The following is a 26608-nucleotide window of genomic DNA, read 5'->3' as shown; positions in this document are numbered from 1 at the left end:
ACACTTTTATTTGATGATACCAGGGTCAAAAGGTCAGAAGTTCGACGCAAGCTTGCTTGCAGGAGAATTTTTGACCTTGGGACCCGCCAAAAACATTTCTTACTTAATCTTTGGATTTCCCAACAGCGCCAGCAGCATCTCCCTTACAATCTTGCACGCCACCGCCGTCGATGCACCGGACGCATCCAGCGCCGGGGATAATTCATTCACATCACATCCAACAATCCAAGCTGCACTGCAGATCTGCGTGACTGCCCGTCGAAGTTCCTCAAAACTGATTCCGCCCGGTTCCGGCGTTCCTGTTCCCGGAAACACACTCGGATCCAGCACATCCAAATCCAGGGTAAAATACACCGGTTTTCCTTCCAGTTTCCGAAGAGTTTCCTGAAGGACTTCCATATCCACAATAAATGGATGCGTCGTCACGTGTTCTTTTCCCCAGCGCCATTCCTCCCGGTCGCCGGAGCGGATACCAAACTGCGTGATCCTGCCGTCTCCCAGGACTTCCCAGCAGCGGCGCAGCACACAGGCGTGGGAAAGTTTCGCACCCAGATAATCGTCCCGCAGATCGGCATGTGCATCAAAATGGATGATATGCAGATCCGGATATTTCTCTGCCAGCGCCTGCACCGGTGCCAGCGTCACCAGGTGCTCGCCGCCCAGCATAAATGGTATCTTGCCATCCCCGGCAACCTCCACCGCCCGTTCCCGCAGATCCTTTAACGCCAACGATGCGTCACCAAAGCAGAGCTCCTGATCGCCCGCGTCAAACACGGCGTAATCGGTCAGATCACGGTCCTGGTACGGCGAATACGATTCCAGCCCATAGGATTCCGAGCGGATCGCCCGTGAGCCGAACCGGGTGCCCGGGCGGTACGAAGTGGTTGAGTCAAACGGCGCGCCGTAGAGCACGATCCCCGCCTCCTCATAGCTGGCGTCACACGCCAGAAACGTCTCAATATTTGCCTTCAACATCTTCTAACATCTCCTCCACATATGCCGGCAGGTAAAATGCCCCTTTATGCAGGGTCGTCGTATAATACCGGCAGTCCAGCCCCCGCAGGTTCCATCTTGTCTCATCCAAATTCTTTAACGGATGGTATTTCTTCGACGCAAATCCAAACAGCCAGTGCCCGGACGGATAGGTCGGGATATGCGCCTGATAGACGCGGCTGATCGGAAACGACTCTACGATCCGCTTATGTGCCCGCTTGCACGCCTCCGCGTCCTCGGCATAAAACGGGCTTTCATGCTGATTGACCATGATGCCGTCCTCTTTTAACGCCTTATAGCAGTTCCCGTAAAATTCCCGGGTAAAAAGTCCCTCGCCCGGTCCAAACGGATCGGTCGAATCCACGATGATCAGATCGTATTCATTTTCCTTAAAGCGGACATATTTCAGCCCATCCTCATAGTGAATCGAGAGTCTCGGATCACCGAGACGGCACGCTGTCTTCGGCAGATATTTCCGGCAGACCTCCACCACCAGCGGGTCGATCTCCACCATATCGATGTGCTCGATCTCCGGATAGCGGGTCAGCTCCCGGATCACGCCTCCATCCCCGGCTCCAATCACCAGTACCTTTTTGACCAACGGATGCACTGCCATCGGCACATGCGTGATCATTTCGTGATAGATAAATTCATCCTTTTCCGTCAGCATCATATATCCATCCAAAGTCAGAAACCGCCCAAATTCCGGCGAATCAAAGACATCGATCCGCTGAAACTCGCTCTTTCCGCTGTAAAGCTGGCGATCCACCCGGATGGAAATTTTTACATTTGGCGTATGATTCTCTGAAAACCAGAAATTCATAATTTTCCCCTTTCTATCTACTGCTTATCTATTTCAGCACATTCAGGCGCTCAATCCCCGGATCCTCCGGTCCAGTCATTGAACATCCTTTTTCCAGCGCATACGCAATGTAGTCAATGATCTCTTCCGTAATCTGCTCGCCCGGCGTCAGAATCGGGATGCCCGGCGGATAGCACATGACAAACTCACTGCACACACGTCCGGCTGTCTCGCGGATCGGAAGAGATTCTTTTTCTCCGTAAAATGCCTCCTGCGGCGACATCGCCACAATCGGGTCAATATAGTCAAAATCCATCAGCGTCGATTTATCCCGGCTGAACCGGCGCTTGATCTCCGCCAGTGCGCTGACCAGGCGCTCTACCTCCCGCTGCCGGTCACCGATGGACAGATATGCCAGAATATTTCCCAGATCACCAAATTCCGCCTGGATATCGTACTCGTCCCGGAGAAGATCATAAACCTCGATCCCCGCCAGCCCGATATCGCGCGTGTGAATTGAAAGTTTGGTCACATCGAAATCATAAATGCTGTCGCCGTTTACCAGCTCCTTCGAATAGGCATAATAACCGCCAATCCGGTTGATTTCTGTTCTCGCATACTCCGCCAGCTCCACCACCTGCTTAAATGCCTCACGCCCGCGAAGCGCCAGGTTCCGTCTGGAGATATCGAGGCTGGAAAGGAGCAGGTAGGAACCACTCGTCGTCTGCGTCAGATTGATAATCTGGCGGACATACCCGGCGGACATACCCGGACCCGTCAGAAGAATCGAGCTCTGCGTCAGGCTTCCGCCTGATTTGTGCATCGAAACCGCCGCCATATCCGCCCCAGCTGCCATCGCGGAAACCGGCATATTTTCCCCGAAATAAAAATGGGTTCCATGCGCCTCATCAGCTAAACACAACATCCCATGCTCATGTGCCAGCTTTACAATCGAGCGCAGATCCGAACAGATGCCGTAATACGTCGGATTGTTCACAAACACCGCCTTAGCATCTGGATTTTCCTTGATCGCCCGGCGCACATCTTCCACACGCATTCCAAGAGGAATCCCCAGTCTCTTATCGCCAGCCGGATTCACATAGACCGGAACCGCGCCTCCAAGCACCATGGCGCCCATGACGCTGCGGTGGACATTTCGCGGCAATATAATCTTCTCGCCCCGCTTGACTGCCGTCAGCACCATGCTCTGGACCGCCGATGTCGTACCGCCGACCATCAGGAATGCGTGTGCCGCCCCGAATGCCTCAGCCGCCAGCTGCTCCGCATCCGCGATGACGGACACCGGATGGCAGAGGTTATCGAGCGGCTTCATGGAATTGACGTCCAGCCGCATGCAGGTCTCTCCTAAAAGTTTCGTCAGCTCCGGGTTGCCGCGCCCCCTCTTGTGCCCCGGCACATCAAACGGCACCACGCGCATCTTCTGAAATGCTTCCAGCGCCTCATAGATCGGCGCGCGCTCCTGGGTCAGCGCGTCATCTCTTCGACTGCCTCCCCCCGTTTCTTTCGGTCCTGAAGCTTCCTTTCTGCGCCGTGCACTCCGTCCGACGCCCGGCTCCAGATTTCTTCTCTCTTCTTCCATCTGCCGTCCCTCCTGAAAATCACTCATTCGTTTCTTCTATCGAATTTCCCTGGTTTTCGCGGTATTTTCCAGTCAAACTCTTCTCTTTCCTCTCAAAAAGCATTTCTTTTAAAACACATTTCTTCCGCTGAAAATTTCAATCATCTCCCGCCGCAGGCTCTCCATAATACTGAGTCTGGTGGTCGGCGGAAGTTCATAGACATCTGTCTTAAACAGATAATTCTGCAGATCGATCTCTTTCAGCATCATCTTGGTATGGAACAGATTTGCCTCGTACACATTGATATCGACCACATCGTAGCGCCGCAGCGTTTCCTTGGAGATATAATCCTGAATCGAGCGGATCTCACGATCCATAAACAACTTTTTTCCGTCCACATCCCGCGTGAACCCACGCACCCGGTAGTCCATCGTGATGATGTCCGAATCAAACGAACCGATCAGGTAATCGAGTGTCGAAAGCGGCGTGATCTCCCCGCAGGTCGCCACGTCGATATCCACCCGGAAGGTCGCCAGACAGGTCTCCGGATGGTATTCCGGATAGGTATGGACGGTCACATGGCTCTTGTCCAGATGCGCCACCTGCGTCTCCCCCTGCACCGGCACCATAGAGCCTTCCGCAATCAGAAGCGTGACCGAAGCCCCCTGCGGATCGTAGTCCTGCTGAGAAATACTCAATACCCGCGCCCCGATCATATCCGTCAGCGATGTTAGGATCCGGGTCAGGCGTTCCGAATTGTACTGCTGATCAATGTAGGCAATATAATCCTTCTGCTCCCTCGGTGTCTTGGCATAACAGACATCATAGATATTAAAGCTAAGCGCCTTTGTCAGGTTATTAAAGCCGTATAATTTTAATTTTTCGCTGTGATCCATATCTTCCTTCTCCTGAAATATAAATGGTGTTGATCATGTAATAGGAAATTCCAAGGAATTTCCTATTACACATAAAAAAGAATGTGCCTTGGCACATTCTCGCGCCGAGCGCGGTCGCTTGCGACATGTTTCTGCTTCGCGCGAGTGCGCATCCTCGCGGAGCGTTTTTTTCATAGGACGTAATTTCCTATGAAAAAAAGCGGATGACGTGTCTCCACATCATCCGCAAAACGTTCTTTTTCTGCTTCACTCTATTTTTACAAATCTGCCGTATAGCTACGAAATCTTCCCTTGTCTCTATTTACCGCATATACTGCAAAACCTTTTTATCCACAGAAATCTCACATTCAGAGTCTATATAGCAAATATCTACTTTTACCACTCTTATTGACCGTTTTACAAGTTGATGTGCATGAGCACTGGTTGTAAAGTAACCAACTTATAAAATTGAGCTTTTAACTCAATCAATAGGGCAGTTCGCACTGCCAATCGGCATTTGACCCGGCTGTCCGTATGGCCATTCCCTGTTTCACAGGTGGTCAGATATATTTGCATGGATGACTCTTAAAATGTTAAGATTTTCCATATCAGAGGTATCATACAGCAATTTTGGCAAAATGTCAAGAATGATTTTTATTTGGGTTGACATTTAAAAATTTTTACTTTTCTAACGGTACTTCTGTCCTCTTCCCACAAACCACAAACATCGCCACGCCCGCCGCAAAGATAAACAGTGAGATAAACTGTGAAGTTGATAGGGATCCGACCGATCCCCGGTTCAAATCCCCCCGGAAGAATTCCAGCACGAAGCGTCCCAGACTGTAGCAGATCAGATACAGGGATACCACCTGCCCCTGTTTTTTGCACTTTTTCGCCGCATAAAGAAGCAGCAGGCAGTGCAGAAAATCCAGACCGCTTGAGATGAGCTGGGTCGGAACCAGGGGAATGTTGTTCGGAGCAAAGTCCGAATCGTGGAACACGATCGCAAAATGGCTGTGGGTCGGCATACCGTAGCAGCAGCCAGCCAGAAAACAGCCGATCCGTCCAAAGCCCTGCGCGAGCGCAACCGACGGCATGACCAGATCTGCGTACTGGAAAAAGGAAATATGCTTGATCCGGCTCAGCACATAGCCGCCCAGCACGCCGCCGATGATGCCGCCATACACAACAAATCCATCGCTGATATCTAACAATTTCTTCGGGTTTGCCAGAATTTCGTCAAAGATTGTGACATAGTACAGAAGTTTTGCACCTAAAATTCCACATACAACACCGCAGATCGCGATCGAGAGGATCATATCGACATCCATCCCCCGCTTGTTTGCCCGGTACTCTGCCAGGTAATACGCAGCGATAATGCCGATGCCAATCATCAGACCGTAGCCGTGGATCGTGATGCTGCCGATTGTGAATAAGTCATTTTTCATGAAATACTTGTCCTCCGTTCTCTTCTTTCCTACAATTTCCTACAACGCATGAACATCCATATAATACTGATAATTTGGGAACTTATTCTGGAAGTGTTCTGCCATATAGTACGCCGCTTCTTTCGGGTTCCGGTTCTTGATTGCCTCGAAAATCTTCAGATGGCTCTCATAGAAATACATGCCGTCCGTCTGGCGGATCTGATCCGACACCAGATCCATGATGCTCGAATAAATCAGGCGGATCAGCTGGTTTCCAGAAAGGTTCACCACCCGGAAATGGAACAGGTTATTGTAATACTGGCGCGTCTTCAGATCGGCTCCGCCCGCAATCGCCTCTTTCATCGAATCCATCAGCGCCTGAAACTCCCCGATCTCCTCTTCCGTGATCTTGGCGGCCGCAAGCGACGCCATCTGCACCTCCATGATATAGCGGAATTCCAGAATATCATCCATCTTGCCGTTTTTTAAGTAAAACTGCATTGCCAGCGGATTGATCACCTCGACCGTGTCCGCCGTAATATAATTGCCGTCTCCCTGACGGCTGCGGATAATCCCCAGCACTTCCAGCGCACTGATCGCCTGCTTGAGCGCCGGTCGCCCAACTCCGAGCATCTCGGCTAACTGGCGCTCCGGCGGAAGCCGGTCACCTTTTTTTAATTCGCCGTGCATGATCATTTCCTGGATCTGTGCGACTACCTTCTTATATACTGAAACATTTTCTTCGATTGGCTGAAACATTCTCAGTCTCCCTCCTGCTGATTTACGTTCCCTAACGCCTATCGATTATATCATTATTTATGTGAAAAAACAAATGTTAATAGATAGCAGACAACCTCCAGCACCGGCACAATCCAAAAAATACAAGCGCCTCCCTGTGCTACTCCCAACAGTCCCATCGGCGTTACAACATTGGAATGCCACGGGACCAGAAGACTCATGTATAAAGCGCCCAGAAAGAGCGAATGAATCATTTTCTCCCGTTTACAGCCTTTTTCATCATACACCGGCATCAGGCAGGAGACGGATATCACCAGGGAACACATCGCCGATGCTGAAAAAACATTTACTACAAAAGCAAATAAAATTGCTGCTATATTTCCTTTTTTCTCTGTATCTGCCCACTTAAACAACGGCTGCATCATGCATCGGATCGCCCCGCTTTTTTCAAGCATTCCAAACAAACTAAACGCTAAAAGGAACAAAAGAACCGTCCCAGCCATGCTGCTGATACCTCCGCTGTGAAAATAGGATCCTTGGTCCGGTCCATTCCATAAAACATTCAAAATTGTCTGCCATCGATATTTCTGGTAAAAAAATGCCACTGCCATCCCGGACACGCAGCCTGCCATCAACGCATGGATGGCGTTTTTTCTCATTAACATAAATATAAGAACCACTGCAGCCGGTATATACACGGGCATTCCCAGGCACATTTCCCCGAATATTTGAATCATTTTACTGCTTTCCTGTATCGATATTCCTGCCAGTTCTGCATTCTTCCATCCCGCATAAAAACAGCCTGCCAGACAAACGCATATAGTTGGAATGATACTATTTCGTTCTGCTTTCAAGGTTTTCGCCAGTTCTATTTCAACACTGGATGAAAGTAAATTCACAAAATCCGACATCGGAGAAATCCCATAGCCGCAAAATGCTCCGGCTATTATAACAGCTGCTGCTATTTTCTCTTCATATCCCATACTTGTTCCAATATTTAAAAATAGGATTCCCATGGTTCCACAGGAACTAAACACACTGCCAGTCAGAAAACTAAACAGAAAGCATCCTGCATACGCGGTGACCGGATACCATTCCGGACGAATCCACAAAATTCCTGTATACGTCAGTCCTGGAATCGTACCTGACAGATTCCATATTCCTGTCATCGCTCCTGCACATAAAAGAAAAAAGATAGGTGAAACTGCCCTTGTGCAAGAATGAACCATTGCTTCCTGAAGCTCATTCCAAGAATAAGAATTTGCTTCTAAAAACAGAATCACGTAGATCCATGCAAGAAAAAAGAATGCCTGCACCGGTACTTGGATTCCGCATACTGGAACTGCCAGAATCAGGAAAATTCCTCCCACCAAAGCTCCCGATCGTTTTTTATCTAATTTTTCCGCCCCCATCATTCCTCCTGTTTCTTTTTTCCACTGCAATGTTCAAATAACCCTTTTAATTAGAAAAACAGATGTAGAACAGTTTTTCTCTCCCCATCCTACATCTGTTTGACTTACTTAATGAAATGTCTTATTTATCCTTGTTTAATTTCTTGATTCCAAACCCGGTAAAGCCCCAGAGAACCGCAAAACAAAAACCTGCGTAACAAAAGATTGCCCACGGAGCATATGCGAACGTAGAGACTCCCAGCGTTCCCGACATATACGCGCCGCCCGCTGACCACGGAACCAGAGGAATGGAACAGGTTCCTGCATCTTCCAGTGTTCTGGAAAGATTCTGCGGTGCCAGATTTCTTTCCTTAAAGGACTCACTGAACAATTCTCCGCCCATCAAAATCGGAATATATGCATTTCCAACAATCAGCGCAATAATCAAGACTGAAATAACCGTTACCAGAATCAAAGTTCCGTCACTGTGTACGAATGTTTTCAATTTTTCCAAGATTGCATTCATAAAACCAGCCGCACTCATAGCACCTGCAAATAGAAATGCGCAGAGCACTTTCAGCACCGTTGCCATCATGCTTGTCATTCCGCCCCGCTCTACCAGCATTTTAATGCTTCCTGTCACTGTTTCCGGATCAATCCCCAGCATCGATAAAGAAAATCCGCTATATGCTGCCGAAATTACCTTTGCAACCGTCGCTCCCTGAAATACAATCGCTAACACTCCTGCCAGAACCGATGCTGTAAACATAACCGGAATCGTTGGTTTTCCCATCGCTGAACCAACCAGCACAACCACCAGAGGAAGCAATAAAAACACATTAAAATGATAAATAGAAGCGAGTCCCTCCGTCATCTCATTTGCCGCAGATGCATCGACCGATGAAACCACCATTCCAGTACGTCCAGCTATAAAATATACCACTAAACAGACAAGCGCCGCCGGGACCGTCGTATAAAACATATGCCGGATGTGTTCAAACAATGTGGTTCCGGCTGCTACCGGAGCCAGATTTGTCGTATCTGAAAGCGGTGACATTTTATCTCCAAAATAAGCACCTGAAATAATTGCGCCCGCTGCTGCCGGAAGATTAACGCCCAATCCCTGAGCTACTCCGATAAGTGCCAGCCCGACGGTTCCAACTGAGCCAAAACTGGTTCCCGTACACACAGAAACAATTACTGTAATCACAAAAGCCGATATCAGAAACAGCTGTGGATTTAAGAGCTTCAGGCCATAATAAATCAACATAGGAATTGTTCCTGATAACATCCAGGTTCCGATAATCATTCCAACAAATACAAAGATAAAAATCGCCATAAATGACTTTCCTATCTTTTCCGAAACCGCATCTGCAATCTCATTCCAGGTTGTTCCATAAAACAATCCTAAAAGCACCGTAAAGAAGGAACAAACAAGTAAGAGTACTTCCACACTTAGTCTGAACTTTCCAAAACCAATTCCCAACACGAACGCCATCACCAATATTGGAAGCATCGCAGCCCCAAAACCCGGTTTTCTTTTCTCTTTCATATTCATTCCGTCCTTTCGCTCGAATCATATGTTTCTCTTCTACCATCCCTCTTTATAAACCCCTATATGAATCTCACGCTTACGGTTTTACCCGTTCCCTCACAGAGTGCACTTTCTTTTATGATGTTCAATCATCAATCGACACTCCCAGCGTTTCTGTCATCTTCTTATATTCCTGTGAAAACTTTTCTGTTATCGGACCAGGAATCTGTGTACCAATCTTCTTTCCATCGATCATTTTAACCGGAACCACTTCTCCGACTGTACCACAGATAAATACCTCATCCGCATTATAATACTCTGAAACAGATACGTTTCTTACCTGTACTTCCATTCCCATCTCTTTTGCTATCTGAATCATTGTTTTTCTCGTAATTCCCGGAAGCTGTGAATCTAAAGTCGGAAGTATTAATACTCCATCTTTAATCATCTGTAAGTTCGTAGAGTTTGTCTCCGCCACATAACCATTCTGGTCAAGCATAATTGCTTCATCCGCTCCCTGACGGATTGCCTCACACGCCGCCATAATCTGGTTCAGCTGGTTACAGCAATGAATCTTCGGATCCATGTAAGACGGGGAATAGCGTTTCAGCCAGGTTGTTACCAGCGTAATTCCCTCTTTATTGAAAATAGGGGGTTTCTGATCCACACAGATAACGATCGACGCATTCGTCACATTTAAAGTCGGATGCATACCTGTCTGTGCTTTAAATCCGCGCGTCACCTGTAAACGCATATGTAAATCAGTAAATCCTGCATCCAGATTTCGACGAATCAGCTCTTTTACAATTTCCTTCATCTCATCTTTGGTCTTTCCTATATCGATTCCCAGCGTGTAGCAGGACTCATACAGACGTTTGATATGCTCATCCAGACGGTATACTTTTCGTCCATATGCACGGATTCCTTCATATACGCCATCTCCATGCTGAAAACCACTGTCATATACGGAGATAACGGCTTCTGATTTTTTAACAAAATCTCCATTTACATAAAGGATTGTATCTGCAATTTTCTGTCCGTGTAACATAATAGAACCATCTTCTGTCAACTGTGATAACTTATACATATCCGTTCCTCCTTCAATTATCTTTTTATTTCTCTGATTGTCATTTTGGTATAATGGTAAATTGGTAAGTCCATTTACACTATGATCATATCACATTTCTCCTGTATGTCAATATTAAAATTTATAACTGTTATAAACACATATTTATGTGTCTAATGTTATTTGATTCATTGTTGGATTTTTACAGAATATAGTCTAGTATTTAGTTTTACTTTTTCGCAATTCAACGAAAAAAAACAGACAGAAAGAATAAAATTTCCTCTCCATTCTTTCTGCCCGTCTATTTTTATTATATTTTATTAAAAGCCAACTAAGCAGGGCGCATTTTTATGCCTCTTCCCGCTCTTCCTCCGGCAGCAGGTTCGTCATGCTCTTTAAGCTGATCGCCAGTGTCGAGCTGTTGTGCAGCAGCGCCGACATAGACGGTGTGATGATACCAGCCACCCCCAAGAGAATCAGACCTAGGTTGAAGCTGATGACGAAACGGTAGTTTCCATGGACACGTTTCATCAGATCCATGCTCAGATGACGCAGAAGCACGACTTCATCCAGGGAATCTTTCTTGATCGTGATATCCGCGATCTCTCTGGCAATCTCCGCGCCCTCGCTGACTGCGATGCCCGCGTCTGCCGCTGACAGGGCCGGTGAATCGTTGATGCCGTCACCGATCATGATAACTTTGTGGCCTTTCGCCTTCTCCTCCTCAACAAAGCGCGCCTTATCCTCCGGAAGTACCTCGGAGAAATAATCATCCACGCCGACCCTCTTCGCGATCGCCGCTGCGGTCCGCTCGCTGTCGCCGGTCATCATGACAATGCGCTTAAATCCAGCCTCTTTTAACTGGCGGATGACAGACGGTGCTTCCTCACGCAGCGGATCCTCGATGCAGATAACGGCTGCAAGCTGTCCGCCGATTGCCATGTAAAGATGGGAACAATTTTCCGGAAGGTTCTCAAACTTCTCTTTTCCATCCTCCGGCAGTGTGCACTTCTCATCCTCAAATACGAAATGGTGGCTTCCAATCACGACGCGTTCTTCGCCCACATAGGTAGCGATACCGTGCGCTACGATGTAATCCACTCTCGAGTGCATCTCCTCATGTACCAGATGACGTTTTTTCGCTTCCTGTACGACCGCGTTTGCCATCGAATGCGGGAAATGTTCTTCCAGGCAGGCTGCGATACGAAGCAGTTCTTCCTTCTCCATGCCGTTGAAAGATACTACATCGGATACAACCGGTTTTGCCTTGGTCAGGGTTCCGGTCTTGTCAAATACGATCGTCTCCGCCTCGGCAACAGCCTCCAGAAACTTGCCGCCCTTGACCGTAATGTGATGCTGGCTTGCCTCACGCATCGCAGACAGGACTGCAAGCGGCATTGCCAGTTTCAGTGCACAGGAGAAATCAACCATCAGGATCGACAGTGCTTTCGTCGCATTGCGGGTCAGCAGATAGGTAAGCGCGGTACCGCCCAGACTCCACGGAACGAGTGCATCTGCCAGGTTCGACGCCTTGCCTTCAACGGATGATTTGAGCTTCTCCGAATCCTCGATCATCTGTACGATACGCTCATAACGGGTGGAACCGGCGGATTTTTCTACCTTGAAGGTAATCTCTCCCTCTTCCAGCGCGGTTCCTGCGTAAACATAGCTGCCCGGCTCTTTTCTGACCGGCTGGGATTCGCCGGTCATCGAAGCCTGGTTTACCATCGCCTCGCCGCTTACTACGACACCATCCAGTGGAATCACTGTACCCATATGGACGGTCAGCTCGTCGCCCGCGGTAACATCCGAAAGCGGTACAAGGACTTCGGTCCCGTCCACTTTTTTCCAGACCTTCTCCACGTTCAAGGACATGCTCCGCGCCAGATCCCCAACGGATTTCTTATGTGTCCACTCCTCCAGAAGCTCACCGACGCCGAGCAGGAACATAACGGAGCCAGCCGTATTGAAATCGCGGCGCAGAAGGGAAACACTGATCGCCGTCGCATCCAGCACCTCCACATGCAGCTTGCGCTTAAATACGAGGCAGTGGATACCTTTCACGATATAACGGATCGCCTGCACGGACGTGTATACCGCACGGACCGGCGCCGGGAGAAATGTCTTCGTCGCAAAGCGGGTCAGTACCTTCTGAATCAGCTTTTCTTTGTACTCCTGATTCAGGGCGCGTCCGCTGCTTTTAACTGCCATCTCCTGTTTTTCGGTAATCTGACCATCAAACGCCGCTACCTGTACGAGTACCGCCTCCCGATCCTCCTTATAATAGATAACCGCATCTGCTGTCCGCTCATACACCTTAGCCGCCGTCACGCCGTCCAGACCAAGCAGATACTGTTCCAGAACATCCGCTTCGCGCACGGTATGGAATTTCCGGGCAAGGCTGATACGGATTCTTCCTTTGATTTCATGCTTTATAATGAATTTCATGATTCATCTTCCTCCGGTTATAGAAGAGCTGCCGCGAGACAGCATCCCATGCTATCTTGCGGCAGCCCCCCTGTTATTTAGATTCATGTATTCTTGGAGTTGCTATTACTGCTCTGCCTTCTCAGCCTCCGGTGCGGCCTCGGTTGCCTCAGCAGTCTCGTTGAAATCCTCATCCTCACCAAAGCTCTCATAGCCGCGAGCCTCGTTGATCTGCTTTGCCTCAGCCAGGATGTCCTCAGCGTTCTCCTGAATATTGGTAGCGGTGGTCATCACACAATCACGTGCACGAAGTCCGGCTGCTACGCAGTTTACGTAAAATTTCTTTGCATCCTCGCTGCCAAGAATCTTAACACCTGCTGTTCCGAACAAAACGCCGCCTGCAAATAAACCTAATTTTTTTAATTTGAAAATGTCCATCATGATTACTCCTCCTCTGATATTATCTAAATTATATTCACATATGATTTTTGAAAACTATTTATTCCATTTCAAATGCGAATATAGCTGCGTTTAATGACTCATTTCTGAGGTACAAGTAGATGGTAACAGCTTACCCCCATGATAGTCAAACCTAACTTTCCTTATTGAGATTTTTTATCAACTGGCATCCGAAGTTATACTTGACAGCTCATCCTCATTCCGCAGAGAATACTGGCGGCAACGGTTTAAAACGCCGATTTCTTCCAGCACTGCAATCATCCGGTACACCGTTGCCTTGCCGATCCCCGGGTCGCGCTTGGATGCCTCGTAGTAGATCTCCTTACAACTGCTCCATCTTCCCTCCAGGATCACATCCAACATGATCTTTCTTTGATCGGTCATCCGTTTCCCCCGTCTCTTCAGTTCGCTGATAATCTGCTCTCTCTGCTGCATCGTATCATCTCTCTTTCCATATCTTCTAAATTATTTTTCCGCACATCTGCCGTTTCCGTCCACAACCCGGCTTTTTATTAGCGCAGACTAACTGTTCGTTTAAAATATATAGCATACTCTGCTTGCCACTCTTTTTGCAAGTACTAAATTCCGCTTTTGCCTCTGGCTCAGCCTCATTAAGTCCTTAGATACGACTCGCACTAAGTGCTCATATTATATTGTGTTTCATCAAAAACAAAACATAATTAGCATGAACAAACTCAGGTTAGAATGCCGCAACTCAAGTTAGATGTCTCTAACCTTAATTTAAAGACTACCTCTTTTTTTCTCATCTGTCAATGAATTTTCGAAAATATATTTGATTTTCTTCTCTGATAATGGTAAGGTACTCACAGAATAATCAATTCAGACAGGAAAGGAAGGATTTTTCGATGAGCTTCAAAGAAATAAAGCCAGAAGAATTAAATTTTAACCCGTTTACCCGCATCGGTTCCGACTGGATGCTTTTAACCGCCGGCACCGAGGATAAATTCAACACCATGACTGCCAGCTGGGGCGGCGCAGGCGTATTCTGGGGCAAACCGGCTGTTACCTGCTATATCCGTCCCCAGCGCTACACCAAAGAATTTATAGACAAAGAAGAACTCTTCTCCGTCAGCTTTTTAAAAGACGGACACCGCGATGCCCTCAAACTCTGCGGCTCCGTATCCGGCCGTGACCACGACAAAATCAAGGAAGCCGGCCTGACCCCGGTCTTCATCGACGGCGTACCGGCATTTGAAGAAGCTGACACCATCCTCATCTGCCGCAAAATGTACCGCACATCCATGAATCCGGCAGATTTTATCGATAAGGACGCTGACAGCAAGTTCTATCCGGAGAAGGACTATCATGATATGTATATTGCGGAGATTGTGAAAGCGGTTGTGGCTGAATAAGCAGAGCCGCTCCATTTAAAATTTAAATCCCACAGGAAACGCTGATTTGCAGCATTTTCTGTGGGAATCCTTTGAATGATCCTTTTGGGTCTATTTGTTTATATTGTGTCTTTATTTATTCCTTTATTTTGCCAATTCCAGCATCCGCGCCAGCGGACCAACCGCCCTCTGCCGCATCGCCTCATCCATCTCCACTTCCTCTTCCGGATTTTCCAGCGCCCGCAGTACGCTGTCCAGATGAATCTTCTTCATATTCGGGCAAAACTGACGGTGACCTACGGAGAAAAACTTCTTCTCCGGGTTCTTCTGCAGCAGTTCATAGAACACGCCCATCTCGGTGCAGATCAGGAAGACTTTCTCATCCGAATTCGTCGCATAATCAATAATCTGGGAGGTACTTCCGACAAAATCTGCCAGCTCCAGCACATCGCCGGTACACTCCGGATGCGCCAGCACAACTGCCTCCGGATGCAGCTCTTTTGCTTTCTTTACATCTTCCGCATGAATACTCTTATGTACATGGCAGAAACCGTCATTGAAAATAAAATGTTTCTCCGGCACTTTTTTTGCGATAAAACGTCCCAGATTCTCATCCGGAATAAAGAAAATATCCTTGTTCGGCAGTTTTTTCACGATTTTGAGTGCATTCGATGAGGTAACACAGACATCCGATTCTGCCTTGATCTCCGCCATCGAGTTCACATAACAGACAACGGCTACATCCGGATACTCTTTGCGTACTTCGCGGATCTTCTCCACCTCAACCATGTGAGCCATCGGACAGTCCGCGCTCCGGTCTGCCATGATAACCGTCTTCTCCGGGCTTAAAATCTTCGCACTCTCGCCCATAAATGACACGCCACAGAAAATGATCGTCTTCTGCGGCACCGTCGTCGCCAGCTCCGCCAGATAATACGAATCGCCCACATAATCGGCAATCTCCTGCACTTCTCCATCTACGTAATAATGTGCCAGAATCACGGCATCCTTCTCTTTTTTTAATGTCTCGATCCGCTGCTTTATCTCCTGATCCATCTCTTTTCCCTCTCCTTTTTTCACCGCTCTGTTCACGCTTCCGAATCCCCATCGATTGACAGAAACCATACCATTTTTCCGACAGCTGCGGTTCATTTTCTTCTTTACTATGTATCCGACATCTTTGCCACGCCATATTTCTCTGTCCATATAGCTTCCACACGGTAAACTTCTGTGATTATACCTCTAAGAGAAAAGCTGTGTCAATGAAATTTTGACACTTTTTATTACATCTGTCTTGTCATATAGCAATTCATCTACATACAGACTGAACGTCTGCTTTTCCGGCGCTTCAACCAGAGCAGCCAATATGCATTTATGCAATTTTTTTGTTTCACAAATGTATTTTACTGTGCAACAAAAAGTCAAACCAAAAATCGGACGGTTTTTCGCTGTGTTTTTCACTGTTCAAACCGTCCGATCTACATGACATATTTATAATTTTATCGCTTTATGCACATCCGCCCTTATTGCTGAAACAGCACCAATCTCGATACCTTTCCTTCCGCATCCGCCCAGATCGCGCATTTCTTTCCCGATTCCAGATCGTCTGCGGTCACGATGTTCCGGGTTAAATACGGCAGAATATGTGTCTCAGCGCTGATAGTATAAGTCACGCCATCCTCTGCTTTCACATAGACGGTATCATCATTCTCGGCACTCTTTTTCACCGACTCGATCTCTGTGTAAACCGGCACGGCGCTCACATCGGTTACATGGACGAAGAAGAGCTGTCCGTTCGTGATAGGCGGCTCGCTCATCGTCATCGCCTCCCCGATGTAGGCATATACAACGGTTCCCGTCTCCGCCTCGGTCATATCGACCGGATTGCCTGTCTCTGCGTCAAAAATCGGCGTTTCCGGTGAAAATGTGATCACCATCTCGCCGGCACTGCTGATTCCCGACTGATTGTCAATCGTGACGGAATCACTGGTAACCTCCGAAACCGGACCATAAACACAAATAAATTCGGATGAAACCTTCTTTCCTGTACCGGATGCCGGGCCGGACGGGGCGTTTTTCTCGATAACCGTATTACTCTCGCTGGTTTCCGCTGCAGTAGTCTCCCCAGCTGCCTTCGTATCTTCGACAGCCGTCTTATTCTCCTCATCGCCCGCTTTTGCACTGGAAGCGCACCCAAGCGCACCTACCGACAGTGCTGCACAAATCCCCGCAATATATAACGATTTTTTTTTCATAATTTGAATCTCCTTCCGACTGTTCTTATGCCTGCTCCCTATCTGTTCCCAGGGACTTCTCTGAAATTTTTCAAAACTTCCCAGGCACTTTTTAGTTTCTAAAACCAGTGAAATATTTTTCTTTATACTCTGTATTCAGCTCTTCTATCTGGTTTTCTCTGTTCTAACAGTCTACCCTATTTCATTCAAAAGTAAAAGTGCTTTTTTCTTACGGATTTCTGATATTTTATTACTGTTCACGCATACATGCCCAGTAACGGAATTTGCCGTGGCTTCGCATTTAAATACGGCAAATTCCTGCTGCCACCACGTTTTCTTACGGCACTTTCGGTTCCAAAAGTGCCTACAGTAACGATATTTTCCTTTGCCGGTCAGGAGGTCCATACAAAGCTTCAGCAACTGTGCTGCCATGTAACATTTCACTCCACTTCCTCTTCTATCAGCTCCACACGGCAGATCTGTGGAAAATTTACCGCGATCTCCCCGCCTATATTTTCAAGTCCAGGCTGATTTCCACTCCTTATTTCCGCCAACCACAAAACCTGCTGGTAATAGTCGATTTTCTTCAATCGTCCTACTGCCGTTCGGTAAGCGCCGCCATCCTTGTGCACGTCCGGTTGGAACCAGGTCACAGAAAGCCGAACCGTCTCGCCACGCATCAGCTGCTCCTCCGCTTCCACAAGCGTCTGATTGATCATCTCACGCACGCTGTCATCCAGATCGATCTCCCGCTCGGTCAGACGCGCCTCCTCCTCTACCGCCTCCTCATAGCCATTCAGTGCGGCAAACGAGGCGAACTGCGCCGCCCGGTCCTCCACCGGCATCCGTGCATGGCGCAAGGGAAATGGGTAAGAATGACCGAGGATATCGCCGTAGCGGCGCTGGGCGTCACTTTCCTGCCCTTTTTGGGTTTGGCTTCGTCCACCTTTTAAGTTTTCAAATTCATTCACTCTATATTGATCTTCCATCTATGCCTGATGCCCCCCGATCTGCCCGTTCCGCTCCTTGGCGGTCGCGCCTTCCTCAAAGTTCATCCCGCGCAGCACCGCATTTTTTCCATATTTTTTCTTGATCGTCAGAAGCGCTTCCTGCATCCGGCGCTCCCGCTCGCGTTTTTTCTGTTCTTCCTTCTCTTTTGCTTCCTTTTTTGCGTAATCGGTAAACAAATCAAGCTGTTCAAATGTTTCCTTCTGTTCACGCTCTTTCGCCATTTTCTCATTTACCACATGGCATGCCGAGAGCGACATCCGGCGGATGAGAAGCGCCGGGTTGACAATCTTATCATACAGAGCCGCCATCGCCTCCAGAAGCTCGCTTGAGGACGAAGTCGCACGCGGCAGATTCCACGTTCCATGTGCATGCTTCGGCACACGCCGCCCGTAGCGATCGGTTGTTACCGGTCCCTTGTATACTTTCCGTATCTCCGGGCGGGTCAGGTTTTCGATGTCATATCCGACCGTTAGAACGAGCTGATCGGTCACCAGCCGTTTTTCCACCAGCTCCAGCGAGATCCCGTCAATCATCTCCTGAACCACGATCCGCGCCTTGTCCGCCGTGTACGGACAGTGAAGCACCTGTCCGCAGCCCAGGCTGCTGCTCTGCGGCTTGTACGCCCGTATCTGTGCGATCGTGCACGACTCATAGCCCCACGCATGGTCAATCAGAAGCTCGGCGTTGATGCCGAACATCTGGTACAGCAGTTCCTCGCTGTAAAACTCGCCCGGTTTTCCCAGTGAACAACGCGCAATATCGCCCATTGTCCGAAGTCCCGCCTGCCAGAGTTTCTTCTGATAGCCCGGTCCAACCCGCCAGAAATCAGTCAGCGGCTCATGCGTCCACAAAAGCTCCCGATAACTCTGCTCATCCAGCTCGGCAATCCGCACGCCGTCCTTGTCCGCTTCCACGCGCTTCGCCACAATATCCATCGCCACCTTGCACAGATACAGATTCGTCCCGATCCCCGCCGTCGCCGTGATGCCTGTTTCCTTTAACACCGTGCGGATGATGCGCTTTGCCAGCTCGCGCGGCGAAACCTTGTAAATTCCCAGATATTCCGTAACATCCATGAATACCTCGTCGATCGAATACACATGGATGTCCTCCGGTGCCACATACCGGAGATAAATCTGGTAGATCTGCGTGCTCCATTTCATATAGTGCGCCATTCTCGGCGGCGCAACCAGATAGCTGACCGCCAGCGACGGATCCGCCTTTAATTCATCATTTCTCCACGATTTATCCCGGAACTGGCGTCCCAGCGCTCGTCTGCGGCGTTCCTCATTGACTTCCCTAATCCGCTGAATCACCTCAAATAACCTGGGACGCCCCGGCACACCATAGGATTTCAGCGGCGGCGATACCGCCAGACAGATCGTTTTCTCCGTCCGCGATGGATTCGCCACGACCAGATTCGTCGTCAACGGATCCAGACCTCGCTCGACGCACTCGACCGATGCGTAGAACGATTTTAAATCAATGGCAATGTACGCGCGCCTGGAAACTGTTTTCTGCATGGCAGGCTCCTCCCTTCTCTATGAATTTAAAATTTGAGCGCCACTGGTAAAAAATCATCTCACAAAATCAAGCACAGAAAGATTCCGAGCGTACACATGAAAATCCAGTTAAAAACTCACTAAGTGCTTCTATTATAGCATAACCATCAGCTTCACGAAATACTCAAATCCAAACATGTGTTTTGCAGCAGCAATAAAAAATGTGCCTTGGCACATCCGGGCGTCTCGCGCGGTCGCTTGCGACATGTTTCTGCTTCGCGCGAGTGTGCATCCTCGCGGAGCATTTTGGGTTTCATAGGACGTATTTCCTATGAAACAAAAAACCTCCAGTCCATTCGAATGAGAATCACATTTCTCATCCAAACAAACTGGAGGTTTTCTATCTCACCAAGTTTACCTCTTGGATTTATTTACCATTTATTTCTGGCATTATAACTGCGGACCAGCCTTTACCAGAGCCTTGCCAGCTTCGTTTCCTTCGTATTTAGCGAAGTTCTTGATGAAACGGCTTGCCAGATCTTTTGCTTTCTCTTCCCACTCAGCCTCGTTTGCATAGGTATCGCGGGTATCCAGGATAGCCGGATCTACGCCCGGAAGCTCGGTCGGTACTTCGAAGTTGAAGTACGGGATTTTCTTGGTCGGAGCTTTCTGGATATCGCCGTTTAAGATAGCATCGATGATACCACGGGTATCTTTGATGGAGATACGTTTGCCGGTTCCGTTCCAGCCTGTATTTACGAGGTAAGCTTTTGCTCCGCTCTTCTCCATTCTCTTAACCAGCTCTTCTGCGTATTTGGTCGGATGCAGCTCCAGGAAAGCCTGTCCGAAGCAAGCGGAGAAGGTCGGGGTCGGCTCGGTAATGCCGCGCTCGGTACCAGCCAGTTTTGCTGTAAATCCGGATAAGAAGTAGTACTGTGTCTGCTCCGGTGTCAGGATAGATACCGGCGGAAGTACTCCGAATGCGTCTGCAGACAGGAAGATAACGTTATTAGCTGCCGGTGCAGAGGATACCGGACGTACAATATTCTGAATATGATCGATCGGGTAGGATACACGGGTGTTCTCGGTTACGCTCTTATCAGCGAAATCGATCTTGCCGTTCTCATCCAGGGTAACGTTCTCAAGCAGTGCATCACGTCTGATAGCGTTGTAGATATCTGGCTCAGACTCTTTATCCAGGTTGATAACCTTCGCGTAGCAGCCGCCCTCGAAGTTGAATACACCGTTGTCATCCCAGCCGTGCTCGTCATCACCGATGAGAAGACGTTTCGGGTCGGTAGAAAGGGTAGTCTTGCCGGTTCCGGAAAGTCCGAAGAAGATAGCGGTGTTCTCGCCATTTAAGTCGGTGTTAGCAGAGCAGTGCATAGCAGCGATGCCCTTTAACGGAAGGTAGTAGTTCATCATGGAGAACATACCTTTCTTCATCTCTCCACCGTACCAGGTGTTGATGATAACCTGCTCGCGGCTTGTGATATTGAAGACAACAGCTGTCTCAGAGTTTAATCCAAGCTCTTTGTAGTTCTCAACTTTAGCCTTGGAAGCGTTGTATACTACGAAGTCCGGTTCGAAATTAGCCAGTTCTTCGTCGGTCGGAACGATGAACATATTCTTTACGAAATGAGCCTGCCAAGCAACCTCCACAATAAAACGGATCGCCATACGGGTGTCTTTATTTGCGCCACAGAAAGCATCTACTACAAACAGTCTCTTGTTGGAGAGCTCATTTAAAGCGATATCCTTTACTGCGTTCCAGGTCTCTTTGGATGCTACATGGTTGTCGTTCTTGTACTCGTCTGAAGTCCACCATACTGTGTCCTTAGAGTTCTCATCCATAACGATGAATTTGTCTTTCGGGGAACGTCCGGTATAAATACCTGTCATAACGTTTACTGCACCAAGCTCGCTGACCTGACCTTTTTCATAGCCCTCCAGCTCCGGTTTGGTTTCTTCTTCAAACAGCATCTCATAAGAAGGGTTGTAAACAATCTCCGTTGTTCCTGTGATTCCGTACTTGCTTAAATCGATCTTAGCCATCTTAATACCCCTTTCCTGTTATCCGGCGGCTCCCGTCTGTGTGAAATTGTCAGCTTCGCTGACCAGAATCATGCGCCAAGTCTCACGGACGTTCGACTTAAATTTTGTCTGACATTTCTCACCGAACCGGGGATTTCAGTGTCCCCCACTGTACATGTGTATAGTTTGCAACCGCTTTACCTTTTCACGGTTCTTATATTTTGTACAATGCGAAAACTCGCCTTTTCTTCTCTTTATCTATTTTTACCAAAAGAGATTACTTCATCATTCTAATGCATTCATGGTAAAAAATCAAGCGAAATCGCGAAATGATTGATATTTTTTTATCAATTTCATTATTTCAAATATATCTGTCACTCACAGCGTCTAAATCGTTTAAGTTTTAAAATCACACGTACCACACCGCTTCATTCGTCGCTGAAATGGCATCCGTACCCGCCTCAAAGGCCGCCATCACATCTTTTTTGTCAGACAGCAGTCCCCCGGCGATCAGCGGAATATCGGTGTACTCGCGCATGATCTTAAGAATCTTCGGCATCACCCCCGGCATGATCTCGACTGCATCCGGTCGGAACATTTCGATCTGTTTTTTCAATGTATCGAGTGCGATCGAATCCACAACAAAGGTTCTCTGGATCGCATAAAGTCCCATCTCCTTCGCGCGCTCCACCAGTGTATTTTTTGTGCTGATAATACCGTCCGCCCGCGTATTGTGGGCGATAAAATCGACCGCCACCCTCTTGGTGCTCAGTCCCTGGATCATATCCACGTGGACGATCGCCACCTTCCCGGCGTCCTTGATGCGCGCTACAATCTGATCAATATCACAGATCGTGCCAAACAGCACAAATACTACCTTACATTCAGATTTAAGACTTTTTTCCAGCCCTTCCCAGCTCTTAATCGCTGCGATTATCGGAGATTCCTCCAGTAATTCAAGCATTGTCATTCTATGCTTCCTCTTCTCTCATAGTCTTGAGTATTTCTCCCATCTCTTTCAGCCCTGTGAAAATCGCATCCGGCACGACATCCGCCTTCGGTACATCCTCCAGCTTCGTCTCGCCGGTCAGCACCAGGATTCCGTGTGCCCCATTTACCACGCCGGTTTTCACATCCGTGTAGATCCGGTCGCCGACAAACGACATTGCCTCGCGCTTTGCCCCGGTCATCTCCAGAACCATATCCACGGTCTCCTTGAATGGTTTTCCGACATACTTCGGCTTCTTTCCAGTCGATAAGGAGATTGCCGCGCACATTGCGCCGCAGTCCGGGATAAAACCATCCTTCGTCGGGCAGTTGATATCCAGATGCGTTGCCAGGAACACAGCGCCGTTGCGGATATACGTGCAGGCGCGCTCCAGCTTCTCATAGGTCAATGTCATATCAAAGCCAATCACGACCACATCCGGCATCTCCCTTGTCAGAAGAATGCCATTTTCACGGAAATTCTCCTCCAGGTCCGGCGTTCCCACCAGATAGACTTTCTTTTCAGGATAATACTCTTTCAGATACTGAATCATCACATCCCCGGATGTAATGATCTGATTTCTTTTAATATAACACCCCATTTTTGCCAGTTTGTCAATATATGTTTTCGGAGATTTCGACGAATTATTCGTAAAAAACACATATCTCTTCCCTGCTTTCTTCACTTCCTCCAGGAAATCCAACGCCCCGTCGAGCACATCCGTATCCAGATAAAACGTCCCGTCCATATCGAGGACAAACAGCTCTGTCTCCTTTAAAATTTCACGTTTTTCCATGCCTCTCTCCTTGTAATTTATCTCTGTAAATATGTACCTGTAAAAAAGATTTTCTTCAAAACAACTTTATCCAATCCTGCCCAAATATGCAAGCAGGTTTTTCATATATTTCAATTTCAAAAATGGGAAGCTGCACAAACTTTTTCTATGAGTCTGTACAACCTCCCATCTCTCATCCTATATTCTGTGTCGGGGCTGTCGGTGTCACCTTCACGATTCCTTACGCCCGCTCTACATTCTTGCTCGCCACAACTGCAATCCCAGTTCCAGCGCAGTCATCAATGATCACATCCCCGATATGCACCGGAGCAGCCACCTTCACGGCGCGGATCTCCTTCATGCAATCAAAGATTTTGCCCTTCGGGATATCCGAAGCCGTCTTGACCGCTGTTCTCTCGATCGTGCCGCCCTCGACGCGTACCGTTGAGGTAACGATTCTCGTCGGATTGGTTACCTCTTTCTTTGCATACGCCTCGCCGCGCGGGCATGTATTTCCTTCTACCTTGATCTCGTCATTTCCCATCGTCACAGTGAGCTGACAGCCCAGCGGACATCCGATACAGGTCAGTTCTCTTACTTCCATCACTCATCCACCTCCGTGCAAATGGTTATTTCTTTCAGATCCGGATATTTCTCCAGACTTTCCTTCGTCAGGATTACCTGCTCCATCTCACCCGGTGCCAGCACGCGTTTTTTGCGGCTGCTCACACGCTCTCCGTCAAAATAAACGGAAATGCTGCGGTTTTTATAAACATCTGCCACACGGAAACGAACCGTCAGCTTGTCTGCCATCGCCTCGGTATCGATCGACTGCGGTACCGTGTAGCGGACGCCATTTTCTGCCTTGAGTGTCACGCTGTGACCTTTCTTCGTCTCGCCGGATTTCACATATTTCGCTGCGTTCTGTCCTGCCAGCGCCGCCTCCTCGGATACATAGTCAACCAGATCATGTACATGAAGCACGTTGCCGCAGGCAAATACACCCTCGATGCCTGTTTCCAGACGGTCATTGACCATTGGGCCGGAGGTAACCGGGTTCATCGCCACGCCCATATTTCTCGTCAGCTCATTCTCCGGAATCAGGCCACAGGATAACAGAAGCGTATCACAGTCATAGTGCTCTTCGGTACCCGGAATCGGTTTGCGGTCCGGTCCGACCTGTGCCAGCGTAATGCCTTTCACGCGCTCTTTTCCCTCGATATTCACAACCGTATGGCTTAACTTCAACGGAATATCAAAGTCATTTAAGCACTGTACGATATTTCTCTTCAGACCGCCCGAATACGGCATCAGCTCCGCTACAACCTTAACCTTTGCGCCCTCCAGTGTCATACGTCTCGCCATGATCAGTCCGATATCGCCGGAACCGAGGATGACAACCTCTTTACCGACCATATGTCCCTCGATGTTCATGAGACGCTGTGCCGTACCAGCAGTGTAGATACCTGCCGGACGATACCCCGGAATGTTCAGGGCGCCTCTCGGACGTTCGCGGCATCCCATCGCCAGGATAATCGCTTTTGCCTTGATGAGCTCCAGTCCCTCGCTGCGGCTTACGACTGTGATCTCTTTGTCTTTATTGATATCCAGTACCATGCTGTTTAAGCGGTACGGAATTTCCAGCTTTTTCACTTCTTCCTCATAACGTGCCGCATACTCCGGTCCGGTCAGTTCTTCTTTAAAGGTATGAAGACCAAAACCATTGTGGATACACTGATTTAAGATACCGCCCAGCACGCTGTCGCGCTCCAGAATCAGAATATCCTCTGCGCCGCTTTTCTTTGCCGCTGCTGCCGCTGCCAGTCCAGCCGGACCTCCGCCGATAATTACAATGTCATGCTGAATCATGGTTATGCCTCCTCACCTTTTATCATTTCGGAACCTTTGCGGTTTTTGCAGATCTCTGTGATCGGGATTCCCGTCTCACGGGAGAGAATTTCCATCGCTCTCGGAGTGCAGAAGCCTGCCTGACACCGTCCCATACCCTGACGGACGCGTCGTTTGATGCCATCCATCGAGCGTGCGCCGAGTGTACGGGTGATCGCATCCACGATCTCCCCCTCGCTGATTGTCTCGCAACGGCAGACGATTGCGCCGTATGCCGGGTTCTTGCGGATCAGTTCTGCGCGTTCTTCCGTATTTAAACGTGCTGCTTTCACGATGCCCTTGCGGATCGGATTGAAATTCGGATTCTTGCCAAATCCAGCTTTTTCCTCGATCATCCCAGCCAGATATTCACCGATCGCCGGTGCGCAGGAAAGTCCCGGAGACTCGATTCCGGCTGCATCAAAGAAGCCCGGTGCGTCCTCCGCCTCACCGATGATGAAATCATCGCCGTCCTCATGGGCACGCAGGCCGGAGAAGGAAGTGATGACCTGACGGAACGGAATGTTGTTGACACTCTTGGCTGCCTTCTCACATGCCTCTGCCAGTCCCTCGGCGGTCGTGTAGGTTCCGTCCTTATCTTCCTGATCCACCGCGGTCGGTCCGACTAAGAGATTTCCGTGAATCGTCGGGCTGACGAGGATTCCCTTGCCATACTTGCCCGGAAGCTGGAAGACAGTCGCTGATACGTGGTTGCCTGCCTCTTTATCGAGCAGGCAGTACTCGCCGCGGCGCGGCACAATGTGAAGCTTCTTTTCCGAAACCATGTTGTGGATCTCGTCAGAATACACGCCGGCTGCGTTCACGACATATTTTGTCTCGAAGACACCGTTGTTGGTTATCACACGGTATCCTTCTGTCGTTTTTTCAACTTTTTCTGCTTTTGTGTTGAATACAAATTCAACGCCGTTATCACAGGCATTCTCTGCCAGCGCGATCGTCAGACCAAATGGACATACGATGCCGCCAGTCGGTGCATAGAGCGCTGCCACAACCTCCCCGCTGACGTTCGGCTCCATCTTGCGGACCTCATCGCCGGTCAGAATGGAAATATCCGGCACACCGTTTGCCACGCCTCTCTCATAGAGTGCCTGCAGCGCCGGGAGGTCCTCCTGCGCGAAGCAGAGTACCAGGGAGGAATTCCGCTTGAAATCAAAATCGAGTTCTTTGGATAAATCTCCCATCATGGCGTTGCCTTTTACATTGAGCTTTGCTTTTAAAGAACCTGTCTTTGCGTCATAGCCCGCATGGACGATAGCACTGTTTGCCTTCGATGTGCCGGAGCAGACATCCTCTTCTTTTTCCAGAAGCACGGTGCGGCACTCATATTTCGAAAGCGCTCTGGCGATGCTGCTGCCGATGACGCCACCTCCGATAATCACTACGTCGTATGTATTTCCGTTCATACTGTGATCCTCCATTATTTATACTAAATGTTTTCTTGTTCTCGTTTCAACTATCCTGTTTGTTTAGACAATTCATCCTATTTCTGCTGCATTTCGTGCGTAAGCCCAT

General features: G+C 48.7%; 24 protein-coding genes. 1 reads left to right on the top strand and 23 read right to left on the bottom strand.

Annotated elements, in window-relative coordinates:
* Nucleotides 1–99: 99 nt before the first annotated feature.
* The 12 genes from speB to DWZ45_RS05410 form a co-directional block, all read right to left on the bottom strand.
* Nucleotides 100–975, bottom strand: coding sequence for an agmatinase (speB, locus tag DWZ45_RS05465; RefSeq protein ID WP_117796446.1), 876 nt, complete (start codon nt 973–975; stop codon nt 100–102).
* Nucleotides 956–1816 carry a polyamine aminopropyltransferase gene (gene speE / locus DWZ45_RS05460; protein WP_117796445.1) on the bottom strand — a complete coding sequence of 287 codons (861 nt, stop codon included), beginning with the start codon at nt 1814–1816 and terminating at the stop codon, nt 956–958. Before speE ends, speB begins: the two co-directional genes overlap by 20 nt.
* 28 nt (nt 1817–1844) lie before the next feature.
* Nucleotides 1845–3422, bottom strand: a complete 1578-nt coding sequence (locus tag DWZ45_RS05455) for an aminotransferase class I/II-fold pyridoxal phosphate-dependent enzyme (protein ID WP_270224102.1) — start codon at nt 3420–3422, stop codon at nt 1845–1847.
* Nucleotides 3423–3503: 81 nt separating this feature from the next.
* On the bottom strand, nt 3504–4271 hold the full coding sequence (gene speD, locus DWZ45_RS05450) for an adenosylmethionine decarboxylase (RefSeq protein WP_118468053.1): 768 nt from the start codon (nt 4269–4271) through the stop codon (nt 3504–3506).
* Nucleotides 4272–4930: 659 nt separating this feature from the next.
* Nucleotides 4931–5698, bottom strand: a complete 768-nt coding sequence (locus DWZ45_RS05445) for a prolipoprotein diacylglyceryl transferase (RefSeq protein WP_117796442.1) — start codon at nt 5696–5698, stop codon at nt 4931–4933.
* A gap of 39 nt (nt 5699–5737) precedes the next feature.
* Nucleotides 5738–6436 (bottom strand): FadR/GntR family transcriptional regulator, encoded by a 699-nt coding sequence (locus DWZ45_RS05440; RefSeq protein WP_118468051.1) that lies wholly within the window; start codon nt 6434–6436, stop codon nt 5738–5740.
* Between the two features lie 53 nt (nt 6437–6489).
* Complete coding sequence (locus tag DWZ45_RS05435) at nt 6490–7830, bottom strand: Na+/H+ antiporter NhaC family protein (RefSeq protein ID WP_118468049.1); 1341 nt, start codon at nt 7828–7830, stop codon at nt 6490–6492.
* Between the two features lie 118 nt (nt 7831–7948).
* The gene (gene nhaC / locus DWZ45_RS05430) at nt 7949–9358 is read right to left on the bottom strand and encodes a Na+/H+ antiporter NhaC (RefSeq protein ID WP_118468048.1); all 1410 of its coding nucleotides are present in this window, start codon (nt 9356–9358) and stop codon (nt 7949–7951) included.
* Between the two features lie 127 nt (nt 9359–9485).
* Complete coding sequence (locus DWZ45_RS05425) at nt 9486–10427, bottom strand: aminotransferase class IV (protein ID WP_118468046.1); 942 nt, start codon at nt 10425–10427, stop codon at nt 9486–9488.
* Between the two features lie 327 nt (nt 10428–10754).
* Nucleotides 10755–12854: a heavy metal translocating P-type ATPase gene (locus tag DWZ45_RS05420; RefSeq protein WP_118468044.1), complete on the bottom strand. Its 2100-nt coding sequence runs from the start codon at nt 12852–12854 to the stop codon at nt 10755–10757.
* A 105-nt stretch (nt 12855–12959) separates the two neighbouring features.
* A complete protein-coding gene (locus DWZ45_RS05415; protein ID WP_022359851.1) occupies nt 12960–13274 on the bottom strand; it encodes a DUF6110 family protein in 315 nt (104 codons plus the stop codon).
* Between the two features lie 177 nt (nt 13275–13451).
* The gene (locus tag DWZ45_RS05410; protein ID WP_107000128.1) at nt 13452–13727 is read right to left on the bottom strand and encodes a transcriptional repressor; all 276 of its coding nucleotides are present in this window, start codon (nt 13725–13727) and stop codon (nt 13452–13454) included.
* A 431-nt stretch (nt 13728–14158) separates the two neighbouring features.
* Between DWZ45_RS05410 and DWZ45_RS05405 the strand changes: the two genes are divergently transcribed.
* Nucleotides 14159–14665, top strand: coding sequence for a flavin reductase (locus DWZ45_RS05405; protein ID WP_107000129.1), 507 nt, complete (start codon nt 14159–14161; stop codon nt 14663–14665).
* 123 nt (nt 14666–14788) lie between these two features.
* Here DWZ45_RS05405 and nadA read toward each other — a convergent pair whose 3' ends face one another.
* The 11 genes from nadA to DWZ45_RS05350 form a co-directional block, all read right to left on the bottom strand.
* A complete protein-coding gene (gene nadA / locus DWZ45_RS05400; RefSeq protein ID WP_117796479.1) occupies nt 14789–15700 on the bottom strand; it encodes a quinolinate synthase NadA in 912 nt (303 codons plus the stop codon).
* A 467-nt stretch (nt 15701–16167) separates the two neighbouring features.
* On the bottom strand, nt 16168–16899 hold the full coding sequence (locus tag DWZ45_RS05395) for a hypothetical protein (protein WP_117796440.1): 732 nt from the start codon (nt 16897–16899) through the stop codon (nt 16168–16170).
* Nucleotides 16900–17070: 171 nt separating this feature from the next.
* Nucleotides 17071–17310: a hypothetical protein gene (locus tag DWZ45_RS05390; protein WP_147353101.1), complete on the bottom strand. Its 240-nt coding sequence runs from the start codon at nt 17308–17310 to the stop codon at nt 17071–17073.
* A gap of 8 nt (nt 17311–17318) precedes the next feature.
* Nucleotides 17319–17867 carry a hypothetical protein gene (locus tag DWZ45_RS05385; RefSeq protein WP_118468041.1) on the bottom strand — a complete coding sequence of 183 codons (549 nt, stop codon included), beginning with the start codon at nt 17865–17867 and terminating at the stop codon, nt 17319–17321.
* Nucleotides 17868–19412, bottom strand: a complete 1545-nt coding sequence (locus DWZ45_RS05380; protein ID WP_118468039.1) for a DNA methylase — start codon at nt 19410–19412, stop codon at nt 17868–17870.
* A 429-nt stretch (nt 19413–19841) separates the two neighbouring features.
* On the bottom strand, nt 19842–21446 hold the full coding sequence (gene pckA / locus DWZ45_RS05375; protein ID WP_118468037.1) for a phosphoenolpyruvate carboxykinase (ATP): 1605 nt from the start codon (nt 21444–21446) through the stop codon (nt 19842–19844).
* A gap of 388 nt (nt 21447–21834) precedes the next feature.
* On the bottom strand, nt 21835–22395 hold the full coding sequence (locus DWZ45_RS05370) for a glycerol-3-phosphate responsive antiterminator (protein ID WP_107000135.1): 561 nt from the start codon (nt 22393–22395) through the stop codon (nt 21835–21837).
* A gap of 1 nt (nt 22396) precedes the next feature.
* Complete coding sequence (locus DWZ45_RS05365) at nt 22397–23209, bottom strand: HAD-IIA family hydrolase (protein WP_118468035.1); 813 nt, start codon at nt 23207–23209, stop codon at nt 22397–22399.
* Between the two features lie 220 nt (nt 23210–23429).
* Nucleotides 23430–23792 carry a DUF1667 domain-containing protein gene (locus DWZ45_RS05360; protein WP_117796435.1) on the bottom strand — a complete coding sequence of 121 codons (363 nt, stop codon included), beginning with the start codon at nt 23790–23792 and terminating at the stop codon, nt 23430–23432.
* Complete coding sequence (locus DWZ45_RS05355) at nt 23792–25057, bottom strand: FAD-dependent oxidoreductase (protein WP_022359839.1); 1266 nt, start codon at nt 25055–25057, stop codon at nt 23792–23794. Before DWZ45_RS05355 ends, DWZ45_RS05360 begins: the two co-directional genes overlap by 1 nt.
* Before the next feature lie 2 nt (nt 25058–25059).
* Nucleotides 25060–26499 (bottom strand): NAD(P)/FAD-dependent oxidoreductase, encoded by a 1440-nt coding sequence (locus tag DWZ45_RS05350; RefSeq protein WP_117796434.1) that lies wholly within the window; start codon nt 26497–26499, stop codon nt 25060–25062.
* Between the last annotated feature and the right edge of the window lie 109 nt (nt 26500–26608).

This window comes from Clostridium sp. AF32-7AC, assembly GCF_003477925.1.
Lineage (GTDB): Bacteria > Bacillota > Clostridia > Lachnospirales > Lachnospiraceae > Otoolea > Otoolea fessa.
This window is presented reverse-complemented; position numbering and strand designations above follow the sequence as displayed.